This window comes from Pseudomonas chlororaphis, from assembly GCA_001023535.1.
In the GTDB taxonomy this organism is placed as follows: Bacteria; Pseudomonadota; Gammaproteobacteria; order Pseudomonadales; family Pseudomonadaceae; genus Aquipseudomonas; species Aquipseudomonas chlororaphis_E.
The window spans coordinates 2,635,199-2,653,444 of record CP011020.1; the positions used below are offsets into that span (position 1 = coordinate 2,635,199).

The window sequence follows — 18,246 nt, forward strand, 5'->3', positions numbered from 1 at the left end:
CTCGCCACAGATAAATCCCCTCGCCACAGATAACCCCCTCGCCATAGGAGACAGCTCCGCTCAGGCGTTCCCCGCCAATTTCATCCGCGCCGCCTGGGTAAAGTCCAGCATGCGCTTGAGCGGGCGAATGGCCTGGGGAATCAGGGCCGGGTCGACGAAGATCTCGTTGGCACCTTCCTGCAAGCTCTTGAGCGTGCGCTCCAGGGTGTTCATCGCCATCCACGGGCAATGCGCGCAACTGCGGCACGCCGCGCCGTTACCGGCGGTTGGGGCCTCGATGAAGACCTTGTCCGGGCACAGCTGCTGCATCTTGTAGAAGATGCCGCGGTCGGTGGCGACGATCAGCGTCTTGTTCGGCAGGCTCTGGGCCGCAGCGATCAACTGACTGGTGGAACCCACTGCGTCCGCCAGCTCAATCACCGATGTCGGCGACTCCGGGTGCACCAGGATCGCAGCGTCCGGATACAGCGCCTTCATGTCCTCCAACTGCTTGGACTTGAACTCCTCGTGGACGATGCAGGCACCGTCCCAGAGCAGCATGTCGGCTCCGGTCTTGCGCTGGATGTAGGTCCCCAGGTGCTTGTCCGGGCCCCAGATGATCGTCTCGCCGTTGTCCATCAGACTCTCGACGATCTCCAGCGCGCAGCTGGATGTCACCACCCAGTCAGCTCGGGCCTTGACCGCCGCCGAGGTGTTGGCATACACCACCACCGTGCGCTCCGGGTGCTGGTCGCAGAACGCCGAGAACTCGTCCACCGGGCAACCCAGGTCCAGGGAGCAGGTGGCTTCCAGGGTCGGCATCAACACGCGTTTTTCCGGGTTGAGGATCTTGGCGGTCTCGCCCATGAACTTGACCCCGGCAACGACCACGGTCTTGGCCGGGTGGGCATTGCCAAAGCGGGCCATCTCCAGGGAGTCGGACACGCAGCCGCCGGTTTCCTCGGCCAGGGCCTGGATGATCGGATCACAGTAGAAATGCGCGACCAGTACCGCGTCCTGAGCCTTGAGCTCGGCGGCGATGGCGGCGCGGTACCAGGCTTCCTGTTCGGCGGACAGCGGCTTGGGCTGCTTGGCGTCAAGGTGGGCCTGGACCAGAAGGCGTTCAGAAATTTGCGTCATGTTCGCAAGACCTGCAAGCGCGTTTAGCGCGAAAGTCGAGTATACACCCGGCTCCGGACCACTCGGGTACCGCCGGGAAAGTGGGTATCAATCAGGCACGGGACAGCGTGAAGCCGGCAAGGCTACAGAATATCCCGGCGATGCAAAAGATCATTCTGACCTGTGCCCGACCTCAGCCCCGAACGCGATCCACCGTGGCGAGGGAGCTTACTCCCGCTGGGCTGCGAAGCAGCCCCAAACATGGCCGGCTCAAATCGACCGCCAACTTGCGTTCCCCTCAAGCTGACTGAAATGTAATCACTCGCCCCACTCGCCTGTGTCATCTTTTCGTTCAAACCTGCCAAGGAGATTGCTCCGGGCACGTGGCGAATCGACTGACGGACCTCCATCGTATGCAAACCAAAACTTCCCGGCGCACCTTCGTAAAGGGTCTGACTGCCGGCGGCATCCTCGGCGGCCTGGGCTTGTGGCGCGCGCCTGTCTGGGCGGTCACCGGCCCCGGCCAGCCCAACGTCCTGAGCGGCACCGAGTTCGATCTGTTCATTGGCGAAAGCCCGGTCAACTTCACCGGCACCCCACGTACCGCCCAGACCATCAACGGCGGCATTCCCGGCCCGCTGCTGCGCTGGCGTGAAGGCGACACCGTCACCCTGCGGGTGCGCAATCGCTTGAAGGATACAACCTCCATCCACTGGCACGGCATCCTGCTGCCAGCCAACATGGACGGCGTTCCGGGGTTGAGCTTCAAGGGCATCGAACCCGACGGCATGTATGTGTATCAGTTCAAGGTCCGGCAAAACGGCACCTACTGGTACCACAGCCATTCAGGCTTCCAGGAGCAATCCGGGGTCTACGGCCCGCTGGTGATCGACGCCAGGGAACCGGAGCCCTTCCAATACGAACGGGACTATGTGGTGATGCTCACCGACTGGACCGATGAAGACCCCGGCAACATCCTTCGCAAGCTCAAGAAACAGTCGGACTACTACAACTACAACAAACGCACCGTCGGCGACTTCATTGACGATGTGGGCAAGAACGGCTGGGCCAGCACTGTGGCCGATCGCAAGATGTGGGCCGAGATGAAGATGAACCCCACGGACCTGGCCGACGTCAGCGGTGCCACCTACACCTACCTCATGAACGGCCAGGCGCCGGACATGAACTGGACCGGCCTGTTCAAGCCTGGCGAACGTCTTCGCCTGCGCTTTATCAACGGCTCGGCCATGAGCTATTTCGACGTGCGCATTCCCGGCTTGAAGATGACGGTGGTGGCGTCCGACGGCCAATACGTCAAACCGGTGAGTGTCGATGAGTTTCGGATCGCCGTGGCCGAAACCTATGACGTCATCGTCGAACCGACCCAAGAGGCCTACACCCTGTTCGCCCAGTCCATGGACCGCACCGGCTATGCCCGCGGCACCCTCGCGGCCAGGGCCGGGTTGTCGGCACCGGTGCCGCCCCTGGACCCGCGGCCATTGGTGACCATGGACGACATGGGCATGGGCGGCATGGACCACGGCTCGATGCAGGGCATGGCCGGGATGGACCACAGCCAGATGCAGGGCATGGATCATAGCCAGATGCAGGGCATGGGCGACATGTCCGGTATGGATCACGGTGCCATGCAAGGCACGGACGGCATGCTGTCGCACCCCGACACCGAGAAAGACAACCCCCTGGTAGACATGCAGGCCATGAGCGTCAAGCCCAAGCTCGACGACCCGGGCATGGGGCTGCGCGACAACGGCCGCAAAGTGCTGACCTACTCAGACCTGCGCAGCACCTTCCCCGACCCCGACGGCCGCGAACCGGGCCGTACGATCGAGCTGCACCTGACCGGGCACATGGAAAAATTCGCCTGGTCATTCAACGGCGTGAAATTTTCCGACGCCGCGCCGCTGCTGCTCAAGTACGGCGAGCGACTGCGCATCGTGCTGATCAACGACACCATGATGACCCACCCCATCCACCTGCACGGCATGTGGAGCGATCTGGAGGACGAGAACGGCCAGTTCATGGTGCGCAAGCACACCCTCGACGTACCACCGGGCGCCAGGCGCAGCTACCGCGTCACCGCCGATGCCCTCGGGCGTTGGGCGTATCACTGCCACCTGCTGTACCACATGGAGATGGGGATGTTCCGTGAAGTTCGGGTGCAGGAATGAGGAGCCGAGCATGACCACTGTTTTTCAATACCCCCTGGCACTCATGGCCAGCCTGACCCTCGGCGCCACCTCGGCCTGGGCGGCGGGCAACGACATGCAAGGCATGGATCACAGCCAGATGCACGGGATGGACCATAGCCAGATGCACGGGATGGACCATAGCCAGATGCAAGGTATGGATTCGATGCAAGGCATGGACTCGATGCAGGGCATGGAACCCATGCAATCAGCGCCGACCACCAGCCGCACGCCGATCCCGGAACTGACAGCCGCCGATCGCGCCGCCGTCTACGAGGATCACGGCGGACACGCGGTGCATGACAGTGCAATCAATTCGTTTTTCCTCATTGACCAACTGGAGTGGCAAGACGCCGATGACGGCAGCGCCCTGAGCTGGGATGCCTCCGGCTGGATCGGTGGCGACATCGACCGTTTGTGGCTGCGCTCCGAAGGTGAACGCCTCAACGGCAAGACCGAAGAGGCGGAACTTCAGGCCCTGTGGGGCCACGCCATCAGTCCTTGGTGGGACGTGGTGGCCGGCGTACGCCAGGACTTCAAGCCGGGCGATGCGCAAACCTGGGCCGCCTTCGGCGTGCAAGGCATGGCGTTGTACAACTTCGAAGCCCAAGCCACCGCGTTCATCGGCGAAGGTGGCCAGAGCGCGGCGCGACTGGAAGGTGACTACGACATCTTGCTGACCAATCGGTTGATCCTGCAGCCCACCGCCGAGGTCAACTTCTATGGCAAGAACGACCCCGCCCGCGGTGTCGGCTCAGGGCTGTCGGACACCGAACTCGGCGTACGGCTGCGTTATGAAATACGCCGCGAGTTCGCGCCCTACATGGGTGTTACCTGGAATCGGGTCTATGGCAACACCGCCGACTACGCTCGCGAAGAGGGCGAAGACCACAGCGAAGCCCGTCTGGTGTTGGGCGTGCGCATGTGGTTCTGAGCCATTGACCTGTTTCACAAAAAAACTAAAAAACCGAGCTGTAGGAGTCCTTGCATGTCACTCATCAAAACTGCTGTTGTTGCTGTCGCCTTGTCCACCGGCCTGTTGGTCAGTGGCCTGGCCCAGGCGCATCCGAAACTGCTGTCCTCTACCCCCGCCGAGGGCGCCGAAGGTGCGGCACCGCCAAGGATCGAGCTGCACTTTTCCGAAAACCTGATGACCCAGTTTTCCGGAGCCAAGCTGATGATGACCGAGATGCCCGGCATGGCGGCGCATTCGCCCATGCCCATGCCAGCCAAGGTCTCCGGCAGCGATGACCCGAAAACCATGGTCATTGTCCCAAATGGCCCTCTCACCGCCGGCACCTATCAGGTCCAGTGGCGCGCGGTGTCGTCTGACACTCACCCGATCACCGGTAACGTCACGTTCAAGGTGAAGTGAGTTGATGAGCGACTCGATCAACATCGCCCTGCGTTTTGCCCTGTATTTGGATCTGATGTTGCTGTTAGGCCTGGCCGCGTTCGGGCTCTATAGCCTGCGAGGCCAGGAGCGGGTGTCGGGCGCGCAGTTGCCGTTCACACTACTGCTAGTGACCACGGCGGTGTTGGGCGTGCTGCTCTCCTTCGCCGCCATGGCGTGCATGGCCTGGGCCATGAGCGGAGTTTCAGACTGGGCCGAACTGTGGCCGCACATTGAAATGATGGTGTTGGAGACCGACTTCGGCTCGAGTTGGACACTGCGGATAGCGGCGCTGCTGCTGGCCGGGGTCGCCGTGACGCTCAATAAACGTTGGCCGACTGCCAGCCTGGGCCTGGTCATGCTCGGTGGGGCCGTGGCCTTGGCGACGCTGGCCTGGGCGGGGCACGGCGCAATGGACGAAGGCACACGCCGCAACTGGCACTTCAGCACCGACTTCCTGCACTTGTGGGCGGCGGGAGGCTGGGTCGGGGCCTTGGCCGCGTTTGCCCTGCTGCTTCGCCAGGCCGAACCGCAGCTGGCGGTACTGGCCCGGACGTTGACCGGGTTTGAAACCGCCGGGGCGGTGATCGTGGCGGTCATCAGCGTGACGGGGGTGGTGAATTATCTGTTCATCGCCGGCCCAAGCGTCGAAGGGCTGCTGGACAGTACCTACGGTCAGTTGCTGGCGCTCAAGCTCATCTTGTTCGCCGCCATGCTGGTGTTCGCCGCGTTGAACCGCTTTCACCTGAGCCCACTGCTGGAGCGGGCTCGACAGAGCGGCGAGCACAAAATCGCGGTGAATGCCCTACGGCGCAGCATGGTCCTTGAGTTCGCTGTGGCGGTGATCATTCTGGGATTGGTGGCGTGGCTGGGGACGCTGAGCCCGGAGATGGAATAACCGACTAGCGCCCCACTGAATCCGTGGCGAGAGAACTTGCCCCCTCGCCACAAAAGCGAGCAGCATTTAATTATTAAATAAGCCTCACCAGTTTTCAGTTTGCCCATCGCAAGGTGCCCTGGCCTAAATGGGGCTTTATCCAGCCAAGGCCCTGTTATGGAAAGCATTCGAACCTCAACCACCCACGCCATCTGGCTGATGGTCAGCATCGTTTTGGTAGCGCTGAACCTGAGGCCTTCGATGGCAGCGGTCGGGCCGTTGTTATCGGCCATTCGCGGCGAGGTTCCCTTGAGTTTCAGTACCGCCTCGCTGCTGACCATGTTGCCCGTCATGGCGATGGGCCTGGCGATGTTCCAGGGCATGCGCATCGCCCTGCGCATTGGTGAACACCGCACCATCGTGCTGTCGTTGTTGATCATTGGCATCGCCACGGCCTCGCGCTTGTATCTGGACAGCGCCGCCGGGTTGATCGCCAGTGCGATCGTGGCCGGGCTTGGGATCGCGTTGATCCAGGCAGTGATGCCGGCACTGATCAAGTCACGCTTCGCCGACAACGTCTCTCTGTTCATGGGCTTGTACGTCACCGCCATCATGGGCGGGGCGGCGATTGCCGCGTCGTTTTCACCCTTTGTCCTGACGCAAACGGGCAGTTGGCGCGTCGGCCTGGCGATCTGGGCATTGTTGGCGCTGGTCGCCTTGGGCTGCTGGTACGCCCAGCGATCGAACATCACGCCCTTGTCCGAAACAGCGCCCCGGCATCACGAAGCGTTCTCCAGCAACGCCCGGGCCTGGCTCCTGGCGATTTTCTTTGGCCTGGGCACCGCTTCCTACACCTGCGTGCTGGCCTGGCTGGCACCGTACTACGTGGAAAAGGGCTGGAGCGAACAGCACGCTGGCCTGCTGCTGGGGTTCCTCACGGCAATGGAAGTGTTATCCGGCCTGGTCACCCCGGCGATTGCCAACCGCAGCCGGGATAAACGCCTGGTCCTGAGCGTCCTGCTGGCCCTGATCATCGGCGGCTTCTGTGGCCTGATCCTCAGTCCGGAACGCTTCAGCCTGCTCTGGGCCTGCCTGCTGGGGCTGGGTATCGGCGGCCTGTTCCCCATGAGCCTGATCGTATCCCTCGACCACCTGGACAACCCACGCCGGGCCGGTGGCCTTACTGCGTTCGTGCAGGGTGTCGGCTATCTCATCGCCGGCCTCTCGCCATTGATTGCCGGGATGATCCGCGACCAACTGGGGAGTTTTGAGTGGGCCTGGTGGTCGCTCATGGCGATCATGGCGTTGATGATGGTGATGGGATTGCGCCTGGACCCGAAACATTACGGACAGCACATCCGCTGAGTTTCCAGTAGGAGGACTTGATAGGTTGAAGATTTAGCGGGTGCGACTTGACGTTACTATACCTGCCAGGATTTTTACCTCGTAAGGGAGCTACGCCTTGTCCGTCATTCCTGACAGAACCTTCGCTGAAGTGCTCAAGCACACCGTCAAACGCATTCTTTCCTATTGGACCCAGATCACCGTCACGTTAGGCCTGCTCGCGACAGGGCTAGGGTTCATCACGTTGTACCTGTATACCCGGACGATTGGACGAATCGATCTGTTCATGCCGTCCATCGATGTGAAGTCTGCACTGTTGGTCTGGGTCGTGCTCGTCCTGCTGCTGATGCTGTCGTATCTGTTCATCCTGGGGGCAACAACGTGGATGTTCGGCTGGTCGGTTTCGCTTTTTTCAAACATGAAGGACAACCAACCGAAGATTGTTTTCTATCTGGTGTTCCCCACGGTTGTGGGATTTAGCGCGTTCATCGGCGCCACTTTCTTTCTGTCCACATTGAACACCTGGATGATATTCGTGGCGTTACTCCTGATCGTCTTCGTTGCGTGCTTTCTCATGTACGCGCTCACGCCGTTCAAAAGAATCATCAGGAAAAGCACACTGGTCCAAGCCAGGCTGGAGCGAGCCCGCTTGAAACGCCTGGCAGCCCATCAACAAATAAAGCAGAAAAAGCTGCAGAAAAATAAGCCTGCCCGCCCCAAGAAGGCCTGCCTGCAAAAATGGCTCACCTATTGGCAGGCGTTCAAAGACAAGACGACGCCAACGTGGCTGCAGCTAAAAGAAAAATGGCAGCGGCTACAGTCGTGGGTAAGGGCTCGCAAAGCGTTCTGGCTCGTCACCCTGGTCTCGATCTTCATATTTGTCACCGTGATCTTCGCCGCCTTTCCAATCCTGCTGACGATACGTTCATACATGGAGAAAGAAACCCCTGACACCGTCCCCTACGTGGCGGGCCTGTCCTGGCTGACACTCATCTTCACCCTGTTACCGGTCGTCGTATTTTATTGTTTCAAGGGGGATATCTACCGGCGGACCTTCAATGGCCTGATCGCAATGATCCTGGCCTTCTGCGCCTTCACAATGCTCTCGCCGGGCAGTCTGAGCCAGATCACCTACATCGCAGCACAAGGCTTATCCGTTCGCCAACAAACGGCGGAGCGATACGCCTTGCCAGAAGAGATAAAACTGCAAGACCTGAGCGCGACCCTGTGGAAAACACGTCAGGTTGCTGCGCAAAAAATAGAAGTCGAGGCCTTCCAGTTGTATTCCTTTGGGGACGTATTGTTACTGTGCCCAAAAGACATGCTGTCACTTGAACTCAAAGAACTGAAAAACTACTCGAAGTTCTGTATCAGCACGCTCAATAGCAAGGTTGTGCGCAAACCGCCGTTACCGGTATTCGCCAGGAAATTACAGAAAGATTGGGCTTGCCGGGTGCCCTCATGGCAGATCCAGGCAGGACGCTGGCTCGCTTGGGAAGCGCTGGTTCCAGGCGTTTACCGCTCCGCGTCGGGCGAGAAAAAGGGCTGAAGGCCCTGGCAGTCGTGAGCATGGCGACTGCGCCACGACAGAACGGCTGACTCCCTGCCCTTGGGCGGGGGGACACTTAATTTCAGGCAAAAAAAAATCTGGAAATCCTCACTTTCGTGGGCCTTCCAGACTTTTAAAACTGCTAAAAATGGTGGGTCGTGTGGGATTCGAACCTACGACCAATTGGTTAAAAGCCAACTGCTCTACCAACTGAGCTAACGACCCGCTGTGTGGTGGCGCGTATAATACTGATTTCTAAGGACTATTCAACACCTAATTTGAAATAAATCAAAAATAAGGTGTTGGGTCGCTCACGCCCGCCGCTGCGAAGCCTTCGGCACGCAGGCGGCAGCTGTCGCATTTGCCGCAGGCACGGCCCTGATCGTCGGCCTGATAGCAGGAAACGGTCAGTCCATAGTCCACGCCAAGCTTTACACCCGCCTTGACGATGTCGGCCTTGCTCAGGTTCTGCAAAGGCGCCTGTATGCGGAACCCCAGCCCTTCCACGCCGGCCTTGGTCGCCAGGTTAGCCATGCGCTCGAACGCCTCGACGAACTCCGGACGACAATCCGGGTAGCCGGAATAATCCACGGCATTGACGCCGATGAAGATGTCACGGGCGCCCAGCACCTCGGCCCAACCCAGGGCAAGAGACAGGAACACCGTGTTGCGGGCCGGTACATACGTCACCGGGATCCCTTCGCTCGGCGCTTCGGGCACGTCGATGGAACTGTCGGTCAGGGCCGAACCGCCGATCCCGTTGAGGTTCAGGCCGATCACCTTGTGCTCTACCACCCCCAGGTCCCGGGCAACCCGCTCGGCGGCCTGAAGCTCGGCGCGGTGACGCTGGCCGTAATCGAAGCTCATGGTGTAGCAGCGGTAGCCTTCGGCCCGGGCCATGGCCACGACCGTCGCCGAGTCCAGGCCACCGGACAACAGGATGACCGCGCGTTTTTCTGTAATGTTCGTCTGTTCAGTCATCTCAGCGCCCCGGCTCGTCGTTCCAAAGATATTTGTGCAACTGCAATTGCAGGCGCACCGGCAGGTTATCCGCCACCACCCAATCCGCCAGGTCACGGGCATTCAAGTCATGATGGCTGGGCGACACCAAAACCTCCCCGGCCCGCTCGTCAAGCCGATACTGGATCAACTTGGACACGGCCCAGTCGTAATCTTCCCGCGAGCAAATGACGAACTTGACTTGGTCGTTGGGCGTCAGCAGTTCGATGTTCTCATAACGGTTGCGATGCGCTTCCTTTGAACCTGGGGTTTTCAAATCCACGACGCGGCTGACACGCGGGTCGACGGCCGAGATGTCCAAGGCGCCACTGGTCTCCAACGAGACCTCGTAGCCGGCATCGCATAGCTGCTTGAGCAAAGGAATGGCATTGGGTTGTGCCAGTGGTTCGCCGCCCGTGACGCAGACATAGCGCGGGCGGTAGCCGGCGACTTGCTCAAGGATGTCGTCGAGGGTGCGCAAGGTGCCGCCACTGAAGGCGTAGGCGCTGTCACAGTATTGGCAACGCAACGGACAACCGGTGAGGCGCACAAATACCGTGGGCAGCCCGGCCGTTCGTGTTTCACCCTGTAACGAGTAAAAAACTTCGGTGATTCTCAATGTGTCTTGCATAGTCGCCACGGGCGTAACAGCTAAACAGGCTGTCCGCCTCCGTCAGGCACTTCAAGAAACCCCGCCAACGCGTAGATCCCAGGAAGCGTGTTTCAGAAAAAGGGCGTGAATTCTAACGAAAAAACCCGCGACAGGCGCGGGTTTCTTCAATACGGGCTCAAACCGGCTTACATGCGCTGCAGATCGCGCTGAGCCAGTTGGGCGGCGGAGGTGCCCGGGTACTGGGCCACCACTTGCTGCAAGATGCCCTTGACCTTGTCGGTGTGACCGAGGCGGCGCTCTACGTCAGCCAGCTTGTACAGCGAATCCGGCACCTTGGCGTGCTTGGGATACAGCTGGGAGACCTTGGCGAACGCCTGTCCAGCGCCTTGCAGGTCGCCTTTGGCCAGGTTCACTTCGCCCAGCCAGTATTGAGCATTGCCCGCGTACTGGCTGTTGGGGTACTTGCGCAGGAAAGCGGCGAAGGCCTGGCTGGCCTTGTCGAAATCCTTGGCCTTGATCAGGTCGAAGGCGGCATCGTAGTAGAGCTTTTCCTTCGCCGGGTCAGCCGGTTCGCCGCTGGCGGCAGGTGCCGGAGCGGCTGCCCCAGCGCCTGCGGCAGGTGTTGCACCGGGGGCGTTCAAGTCGCCACCGGTACCAGAATTCTCAGGAGTGGCGGCAGGTGCGACGCCGGTTCCTATGCGCCGATCAAGATCCTGGTATCGCTCCAGGTTTTCCTGCTTCATGCGCGAAATATCATTCTGCAGAACTTCGATCACGCCTTGCTGGCGCGACAGTTGATCCTGCATTTGCTGGAGCTGGTTGAACAGCTCGCCCTGTGCCGAGACAGGGGCCGAAACCCCTCCCCCGGCATAGGCGCCGTTCGTACCGTAACCTGCAGGCGGATTACTGCTCCCGCTATTGCTATAGCCGGCATCGTTATCGACCACAGGAACCGCAGCCCACGCCGCAAGCGGCGCGAGGCTGAGAGCCAGAACAGTTACAGCACGACGGCACGTTCGCATGACGAATTACTTACGCAGTTCGACGCGACGGTTTTGAGCCCAGGACTGCTCGTCGTTGCCGGTAGCAACTGGACGCTCTTCGCCGTAGGAAACCAGTTCCAGCTGAGCTGGGGAAACACCTTGCAGTACCAGGTAGCGTTGAACGGCTTTCGCACGACGCTCGCCCAGTGCCATGTTGTACTCACGAGTACCACGTTCGTCGGTGTTGCCTTCCAGAACAACGCGAGCGCCGTTTGCTTTCAGGTCCTTGGCATGAACGTCCAGAGCGCGCATGGCTTCTGGCTTCAGGTCCGAGCTGTCGTATTCGAAGTAGAAGGTGGTGATTGCGCGCAGAGCAGCTTCTTCGCTCAGGGAGCCATCAACTGCACCAGTGTTAGCGCCGTAACCAGCGTTTGGATCAACAGCGCCTTCACCGGCGTTGTCGCCGCCTTTGGACGAGCAACCTACAGCTACAGCCATGGCCAGAGCCAGCGCAGCAAATTTACCAAACTTCAGCATTTCCATCGTGAAACTCCTAATGAACCCCAGTGTGTTAAGTAAAACGTATTGCGCCGCGTCAGTTCAGGTAAGGGGACCAGGACGGTTCTCTGACTTCGCCTTGTGCGGTAGGAAGCGGGAGCCTCACGCGTCCATTAATGGACACGAGCATCAAGACTCCCCGGCCCTGCTGGCGGGTGGCGTAGATTACCATGGTGCCGTTGGGCGCAACAGTAGGTGACTCGTCCAGAGTGCTATCAGTGAGGATTTTTACGCTACCGCGCTGCAAATCCTGGGCCGCCACCTTGAAATTGGTGAAACCGTCCTGGCGATGGATCATCACCAGGGTCTTTTCATCTGCCGACAGTTTAGGGTTGGCGTTGTAGTTACCCACGAACGTCACGCGTTCAGCACCGCCGCCGCCAGCACTGGTCTTGTAGATCTGAGGCTTGCCACCGCGGTCGGAGGTGAAGTAGATGGTCGAGCCATCCTTGCCCCAGAACGGTTCGGTGTTGATGCCCGGGCCATTGGTGACGCGGGAGATCGAGCGCGAGGCCAGGTTCATCACGTAGATGTCAGGGTTGCCGTCCTTGGACAGCACGAACGCCAGGCGCGAACCGTCCGGCGACCACGACGGCGCGCCATTGAGGCCTTCGAAGTTGGTGATCTGCTCACGACGACCGGTGTCGATGTGCTGCACGAAGATCCGAGGACGCTTCTGCTCGAACGAAACATAGGCGATGCGCTTGCCATCGGGGGCAAAACGCGGCGACAGGATCGGCTCGCGCGATTGCAGCAGGGTCACCGCGCGGGCGCCGTCATAGTCGGAGCGCTGCAGGGTGTAACGGGTGTTGTTCTCGGAGAAGCGCTCGGCGGTCACGTAGAGCATGCGCGTGGAGAACGCGCCCTTGATGCCGGTGAGTTTCTCGAAGGACTGGTCGGCGATGTAGTGCGCCATGTCGCGCAATTGATCGACGCCGCCCGACACGCTGCCGGTCAGCACTTGCTGCTCGGTGGCGACGTTGAACAGGGCGTACTGCACCTGCAGGCGACCGCCGGCCGGGACAATGCTGCCCACCATGATGTACTGGGCGCCCAGGGCCTTCCAGTCACGGTAGATGACTTCGCTGGCCTGGGTCGGCAGGCTGATCATGTTCTGTTTCGGAATCGGCGCGTAGTAACCCGAGTTGCGCAGGTCGTTGCCGATGATCTCCGCCATGTCGTCCGGCAGGACGCTACCGCCCTGCCAGCCGAACGGTACGACGGCGATCGGGGTCGCCCGGTCGCTGCCGCTGGTGACCAGAATGTTCTTTTCCTCTGCTACCGCCATCCCTGCCAGGCAGCAGATAACGACAAGCATTGATCGAAGAATGTTTCTCACAAGGCTAGATCCTCAGGTGTGAATGTCATCTTGAACGAACGATAGGGAGCAAAGTCGCTCGGTTTCATTCCTTGCATTTCCGTCAGTCGTCCAATGTTCTTGACCGCCGCGACCGCCGAAGCGTCGAACGGACCGTCACCGCTGGACTTGGCGACGCTGACCGAGGTAACCGTACCGTCGGGCAACATGCCGATTTGCAATACTACCGTCATGCCTTTGCGCGCCGAAGGTGGACGGGCCCAACCTTCTGCCGCCCGGGCACGAATCAGATCATCGAAACTGCCGGCGACTTCATCGCCCTGCTCGTCGGCCAAGGCCTGCTGGCGCTCCGGCTTGTCGGAAAGCAGGTCTGCCAAGGCCTGGGCCTTCTTGTCTTCGGCAGATTTACGCGCTGCGTCCTGGGCCTTTTTCTTGGCGGCGTCGGCGGCGGCTTTCTTCTTCGCTTCTTCGGCGACCTTTTTCTTCGCCTCTTCAGCTTCGGCTTTCTTCTTGGCGTCTTCGGCCGCTTTCTTCTTCGCGTCCTCGACAATCTTTTTCTTCGCTTCTTCAGCGGCCGCTTTCTTGGCCTCTTCTTCGGCGGCTTTCTTGGCTTCTTCCTCGGCCTTCTTCTTGGCTATATCAGCCAATTGTTTCTCTTCTGCCTTCTTGGCCTCGGCCGCCTTCTTCGCGTCGTCGGCTTTCTTGGCTTCATCAGCCTTTTTCGCCTCGTCCGCTTTCTTCGCCTCATCGGCCTTCTTGGCTTCCTCGGCCTTTTGAGCCGCTTCCTCTTTCTTTTGTTCCGCGGCCTTGATCGCTTCCTGCTCGACCTTTTTCTGCTCCATCTGCTCGACTTCGGTCTGGCGCGCGGCGGATTTCTTCGCCTCGCCCGCAAGCTTCTGGTTGGTCTGGGTGGTGGCCTGGCTTTTGGACTTGAGCTGGTACAACGTCGCCTGCACGATCGGCTTGGCCGGTGGCAGCTCCGGTGTCATGGCAAAACTGACGAACAGCATGCCGAACACCAGCACGTGCAGGCCGACGGCCAGGACAGTGGGCCAGAAGTAGCTTTCCGAGGCGGACGGCTCTCGCTGTTGCTGCATCAGGGGGCCTCGGTGATCAAGCCAACATTACCGACCCCGGCTTTCTGCAGACCGCCCATGGCGCCCATCACGGCACCGTAGTCGACGGTCTTGTCGCCGCGAATGAAGACCTGCGTACGCTTGCCGGCGTCATTGCCGACACGAATGATCTTGGTCACCGCATCGGTCATCTGCGGCAGGGTCATGGCCCGGTCCTGCTGCTTCTCGGTGTCGACTTCGCTGCCAAGGTTCCAGTAGTAGGTCTTGTCAGCCTTGATCGAAATGGTCAGGACCTGGGTGTTGTTGTCCTGCGGCAAGGCTTCGCTGGAAACCTTGGGCAGATCAACCTTCACGCCCTGGTTGAGCATCGGCGCGGTCACCATGAAGATGACCAGCAGCACCAGCATCACGTCGATGTAGGGCACCACGTTCATCTCGGCAACCGGCTTGCGCTTGTTTCGGGCTCGAGCGATTAAAGCCATCGGGAAATACCTGCTTATTCTTCGCTGGTGTGCACTTTGCGGTGCAGGATCGCCTGGAACTCATCGGCGAAGGTGTAGTAACGGCCGATCAGCGTTTCGCTGCGGGCAGCGAAGCGGTTATAGGCAATGACGGCCGGGATGGCCGCGAACAGGCCGATGGCGGTGGCAACCAGGGCCTCGGCGATGCCCGGGGCCACGGTGGCCAGGGTCGCTTGCTGGGCCGATGCCAGGCCACGGAAGGAGTTCATGATCCCCCACACGGTGCCGAACAGACCGATGTACGGGCTGACCGAACCGACGGTGGCGAGGAACGGCAGGCTCTGCTCGAGCTTCTCTTCCTCGCGGGAAATGGCCACGCGCATGGCACGGGCCACGCCTTCCATCACCGCTTCAGGGTCGACGCCCGGCTGCTGGCGCAAGCGGGAGAACTCCTTGAAGCCGGCGCGAAAGATCTGCTCGACGCCCGAGTCCGGGTCCGGGTTGCTGCCCGCCTGGCGGTACAGCTTGGACAGGTCGATGCCCGACCAGAAGCGCTCTTCAAAGCTCTCCAGGGCTCGGCGACCGGCGCGCAGCAGGTTGCTGCGCTGAAAAATCATGATCCATGAGGTCACCGATGCGGCTACCAGGGTCAGCATTACCAGTTGCACCACGACGCTGGCATTGCTGACCAGGCTCCACATGGAGGTATGGTCGACGACGTTAGCTTCCACGCTTTATCTCCTGCTCTGAGTGTGTACCCGCGCCGCTCACGCCGGCAAAGGCCGCACGTAGAGCTTCGGGAATGGCCCGGGGTTTCAAACTATGGGTGCGCACACAGGCCACCAGGAACTGCCCTTCACAGAGCAGCACATTATCCGTAGCCCGCCTGACCTGCTGCTTGAAGCGCAGGCTGACACGGTTCAACTCGATGACATCGGCACTTACCACCAGCTCGTCGTCCAGTCGCGCCGGCGCGTGGTAGCGCGCTTCGCTGGAATGCACGACGAATAACAGGTCCTCCCCTGCCAGCGCGGATTGGGCGAAACCCAGTTCCCGCAGCCGTTCGGTTCGAGCCCGTTCCATAAACTTGAGGTAATTGACGTAGTAAACGATGCCGCCGGCATCGGTGTCCTCGTAATAAACGCGACAGCGATGTGCGAACGACTCCAGCCCGTTTTGCGCGCGCATACTCTAGTGCTTACTCCTCAGGTTGCCAATCGGCCAGGCAACTGTTTTTTCATTCTCGAATGCATTGACGCTCCAGACGTCGTCTGGGACAGCACGAGCCGGAAAAAAGTCAGCCTATCGAGCGCGTTCAATCGTCCACGGCATCGAGGAATTCGTCTACTACCGGCATCTCGCCCATTCGTGTCGGGATGTTTAAGCCAAAGTGCAGGTAAGCATGGCGGGTTACCACGCGCCCGCGGGGGGTACGCATGATGTAGCCCTGCTGGATCAGGTACGGCTCCAGCACATCCTCGATGGTGTGACGCTCTTCGCTGATGGCGGCGGCCAGGCTGTCGACGCCCACCGGGCCACCGTCGAACTTCTCGATCATGGTCAGGAGCAAACGCCGGTCCTGATGGTCGAAGCCACGCTCGTCAATGTCCAGCAGGTTCAACGCCAGGTCGGCAATCGGCTTGGTGATGTGGCCCTTGGCACGGACCTCGGCAAAGTCCCGGACCCGCCTCAGCAGTCGATTGGCGATCCGCGGCGTGCCTCGCGCCCGACGGGCGACTTCGTACGCGCCGTCCGGGTCCAGCGGCAATCCGAGGATGCCCGCCGAGCGGCTGACAATCGTCGCCAGGTCGGCATTGCTGTAGAACTCCAGGCGCTGGACGATGCCGAAACGGTCCCGCAGCGGGTTGGTCAGCATGCCGGCCCGGGTGGTCGCCCCCACCAGGGTGAACGGCGGCAAATCCAGCTTGATGGAACGCGCCGCCGGACCTTCGCCGATCATGATGTCGAGCTGGAAATCTTCCATGGCCGGGTACAGCACTTCTTCGACGATCGGCGACAGACGGTGGATTTCGTCGATGAACAATACGTCATGGGGTTCGAGATTGGTCAGCAACGCCGCCAGGTCGCCCGGCCGCTCGAGAACCGGCCCCGAGGTACTCTTGATCGACACACCCATTTCCTGGGCAATGATGTTGGCCAGGGTGGTCTTGCCCAGGCCCGGCGGGCCGAAGATCAAGGTGTGGTCCAGCGACTCGCTGCGCCCACGGGCCGCCTGGATGAACAACTCCATCTGCTCGCGCACGGTCGGTTGGCCAATGTAGTCGGCCAGGCTGACGGGGCGAATCGCGCGGTCCTGGATTTCCTCGCGGTCACGGGGCGCACCCGTGGCGGCGATCAGACGGTCAGCTTCAATCACTTAGATCATTCCCTTCAGGGCACGGCGGATCATGTCTTCAGTGCTCAGGCCTTTTTCCTTGATGGCGGAAATCGCCTTGCTGGCTTCCTGCGGCTTGTAACCCAGGGAAATCAGCGCGGTAACCGCATCGTTCTCGGCGCTGACCGCCGGGGCCGGCGCGTCCGGCTGGTTTGGCACCAGGGCGAACATGGCCGGCACCGTTTCCCAGGCCTTGAAGCGGTCCTTGAGTTCCACCAGCAGGCGCTCGGCGGTCTTCTTGCCAACCCCGGGCACCTTGGTCAGTGCCGAGGTGTCCTGGGACTGCACGCAGCGCACCAGTTCATCGACCTCCAGGCTCGACATCAAGGCCAGGGCCAACTTCGGGCCGACGCCATTGAGGCGGATCAGCTCACGGAAGAAATCCCGTTCGCGCTTGCCAATGAAGCCATAGAGTAACTGCGCATCCTCGCGCACGACCAAATGGGTGTGCAGTGTCAGCGGCTCGCCGACCGACGGCAGGCGATACAGCGTGGTCATGGGCACTTCGAGCTCATAACCGAGCCCGTTCACATCCAGAATCAGGTGCGGCGGCTGTTTTTCAGCCAGGGTGCCGCGCAAGCGTCCAATCACGTTTCAGATCCTTGGGCGTTGGCCAGCCGTGGGCTGGCGAATAACGGCCCGGCATAAGGGCCGACGACGCGGCGCACCCTACCCGGGTTCACGAATGAGTGCGCTGATGCTATCAGAGACGCAGGCGCCCGCCACGACTGCGTGCAGTGCCCAAGCCGTGCGGCAGCAGGCTGGAGCGGGTATGCGCATGGCAAATGGCGATGGCCAGGGCGTCGGAGGCGTCGATCTGCGGCTTGCTGACCAGTTTCAACAGGTGCATCACCATCATTTGCACCTGTTCCTTGTTCGCCGCGCCCGTTCCGACGACCGCCTGCTTGACCTGGGTAGCGGTGTATTCGGCGATTTCCAGGCTTTCCTCGGCACCGGCAACAATGGCCGCGCCCCGGGCCTGGCCCAGCTTCAGGGCCGAATCGGCGTTACGGGCCATGAACACTTTTTCGATGCCCATGGTGACCGGCCCGTAGGTCTGGATGACCTCCCGCACGCCGCGATAAACAATCTGCAGGCGCTCGTGCAACTCGCCCGCCCCCGTGCGGATACAACCGGAAGCCACGTACACGCAGCCACGCCCGGTATCACGAACCACGCCGTAGCCGGTGATGCGTGAACCGGGGTCGATGCCAAGGATTAAAGTCATAACGCCTGCGAAAAAAAGTGCGATGGCAAGAAGGTACAACTCATCAAAGGCCTGCAGTGAACCCGTGGCGAGAGAGCTTACTCCCGCTGGGCTGCGTAGCAGACCTTTTTTGGGAGCGCTTCGCACTCCAGCGGGAGCAAGCTCCCT

The 18,246-nt window shown here is 60.7% G+C and carries 19 protein-coding genes and 1 tRNA gene; 6 read left to right on the top strand and 14 right to left on the bottom strand.

Annotated elements, in window-relative coordinates:
* Positions 1-60: 60 nt before the first annotated feature.
* Positions 61-1,119 (bottom strand): quinolinate synthase A, encoded by a 1,059-nt coding sequence (locus VM99_11580; protein ID AKJ98668.1) that lies wholly within the window; start codon positions 1,117-1,119, stop codon positions 61-63.
* Between the two features lie 392 nt (positions 1,120-1,511).
* Here VM99_11580 and VM99_11585 point away from each other — a divergent pair, with 392 nt between their 5' ends.
* The 6 genes from VM99_11585 (at position 1,512) to VM99_11610 (ending at position 8,468) form a co-directional block, all read left to right on the top strand.
* Entirely contained in the window at positions 1,512-3,287 is a 1,776-nt protein-coding gene (locus VM99_11585) for a copper oxidase (protein AKJ98669.1), read from the top strand.
* Positions 3,288-3,297: 10 nt separating this feature from the next.
* Complete coding sequence (locus tag VM99_11590) at positions 3,298-4,239, top strand: copper resistance protein CopB (GenBank protein ID AKJ98670.1); 942 nt, start codon at positions 3,298-3,300, stop codon at positions 4,237-4,239.
* Between the two features lie 54 nt (positions 4,240-4,293).
* Positions 4,294-4,680: a copper resistance protein CopC gene (locus VM99_11595; GenBank protein AKJ98671.1), complete on the top strand. Its 387-nt coding sequence runs from the start codon at positions 4,294-4,296 to the stop codon at positions 4,678-4,680.
* A 4-nt stretch (positions 4,681-4,684) separates the two neighbouring features.
* The gene (locus VM99_11600) at positions 4,685-5,596 is read left to right on the top strand and encodes a copper resistance protein CopD (GenBank protein ID AKJ98672.1); all 912 of its coding nucleotides are present in this window, start codon (positions 4,685-4,687) and stop codon (positions 5,594-5,596) included.
* A 156-nt stretch (positions 5,597-5,752) separates the two neighbouring features.
* A complete protein-coding gene (locus VM99_11605; protein AKJ98673.1) occupies positions 5,753-6,940 on the top strand; it encodes an MFS transporter in 1,188 nt (395 codons plus the stop codon).
* Positions 6,941-7,037: 97 nt separating this feature from the next.
* Positions 7,038-8,468, top strand: coding sequence for a membrane protein (locus VM99_11610; GenBank protein AKJ98674.1), 1,431 nt, complete (start codon positions 7,038-7,040; stop codon positions 8,466-8,468).
* Between the two features lie 149 nt (positions 8,469-8,617).
* On the opposite strand, the gene VM99_11615 is transcribed toward VM99_11610, so the two are convergent.
* The 13 genes from VM99_11615 to VM99_11675 form a co-directional block, all read right to left on the bottom strand.
* Positions 8,618-8,693 (bottom strand) — tRNA-Lys (locus VM99_11615).
* A gap of 63 nt (positions 8,694-8,756) precedes the next feature.
* Positions 8,757-9,449, bottom strand: coding sequence for a 7-cyano-7-deazaguanine synthase (locus tag VM99_11620; GenBank protein AKJ98675.1), 693 nt, complete (start codon positions 9,447-9,449; stop codon positions 8,757-8,759).
* A 1-nt stretch (position 9,450) separates the two neighbouring features.
* Positions 9,451-10,098, bottom strand: coding sequence for a 7-carboxy-7-deazaguanine synthase (locus VM99_11625; protein AKJ98676.1), 648 nt, complete (start codon positions 10,096-10,098; stop codon positions 9,451-9,453).
* A gap of 167 nt (positions 10,099-10,265) precedes the next feature.
* Positions 10,266-11,102, bottom strand: a complete 837-nt coding sequence (locus VM99_11630; GenBank protein ID AKJ98677.1) for a hypothetical protein — start codon at positions 11,100-11,102, stop codon at positions 10,266-10,268.
* 6 nt (positions 11,103-11,108) lie between these two features.
* The gene (locus tag VM99_11635) at positions 11,109-11,606 is read right to left on the bottom strand and encodes a peptidoglycan-binding protein (GenBank protein ID AKJ98678.1); all 498 of its coding nucleotides are present in this window, start codon (positions 11,604-11,606) and stop codon (positions 11,109-11,111) included.
* 52 nt (positions 11,607-11,658) lie between these two features.
* Positions 11,659-12,909, bottom strand: coding sequence for a translocation protein TolB (locus VM99_11640; GenBank protein AKJ98679.1), 1,251 nt, complete (start codon positions 12,907-12,909; stop codon positions 11,659-11,661).
* Positions 12,910-12,956: 47 nt separating this feature from the next.
* Complete coding sequence (locus VM99_11645; GenBank protein AKJ98680.1) at positions 12,957-14,036, bottom strand: cell envelope biogenesis protein TolA; 1,080 nt, start codon at positions 14,034-14,036, stop codon at positions 12,957-12,959.
* A complete protein-coding gene (locus tag VM99_11650; protein ID AKJ98681.1) occupies positions 14,036-14,497 on the bottom strand; it encodes a biopolymer transporter TolR in 462 nt (153 codons plus the stop codon). The genes VM99_11645 and VM99_11650 overlap by 1 nt, the downstream gene beginning before the upstream one ends.
* A 14-nt stretch (positions 14,498-14,511) precedes the next feature.
* Positions 14,512-15,207 carry a protein tolQ gene (locus VM99_11655; protein AKJ98682.1) on the bottom strand — a complete coding sequence of 232 codons (696 nt, stop codon included), beginning with the start codon at positions 15,205-15,207 and terminating at the stop codon, positions 14,512-14,514.
* Positions 15,197-15,664: a 4-hydroxybenzoyl-CoA thioesterase gene (locus VM99_11660; GenBank protein AKJ98683.1), complete on the bottom strand. Its 468-nt coding sequence runs from the start codon at positions 15,662-15,664 to the stop codon at positions 15,197-15,199. Before VM99_11660 ends, VM99_11655 begins: the two co-directional genes overlap by 11 nt.
* A gap of 127 nt (positions 15,665-15,791) precedes the next feature.
* Positions 15,792-16,853, bottom strand: a complete 1,062-nt coding sequence (gene ruvB / locus VM99_11665; protein ID AKJ98684.1) for an ATP-dependent DNA helicase RuvB — start codon at positions 16,851-16,853, stop codon at positions 15,792-15,794.
* Positions 16,854-17,462, bottom strand: coding sequence for an ATP-dependent DNA helicase RuvA (locus VM99_11670; GenBank protein ID AKJ98685.1), 609 nt, complete (start codon positions 17,460-17,462; stop codon positions 16,854-16,856).
* Between the two features lie 112 nt (positions 17,463-17,574).
* Positions 17,575-18,099: a crossover junction endodeoxyribonuclease RuvC gene (locus tag VM99_11675; GenBank protein ID AKJ98686.1), complete on the bottom strand. Its 525-nt coding sequence runs from the start codon at positions 18,097-18,099 to the stop codon at positions 17,575-17,577.
* Between the last annotated feature and the right edge of the window lie 147 nt (positions 18,100-18,246).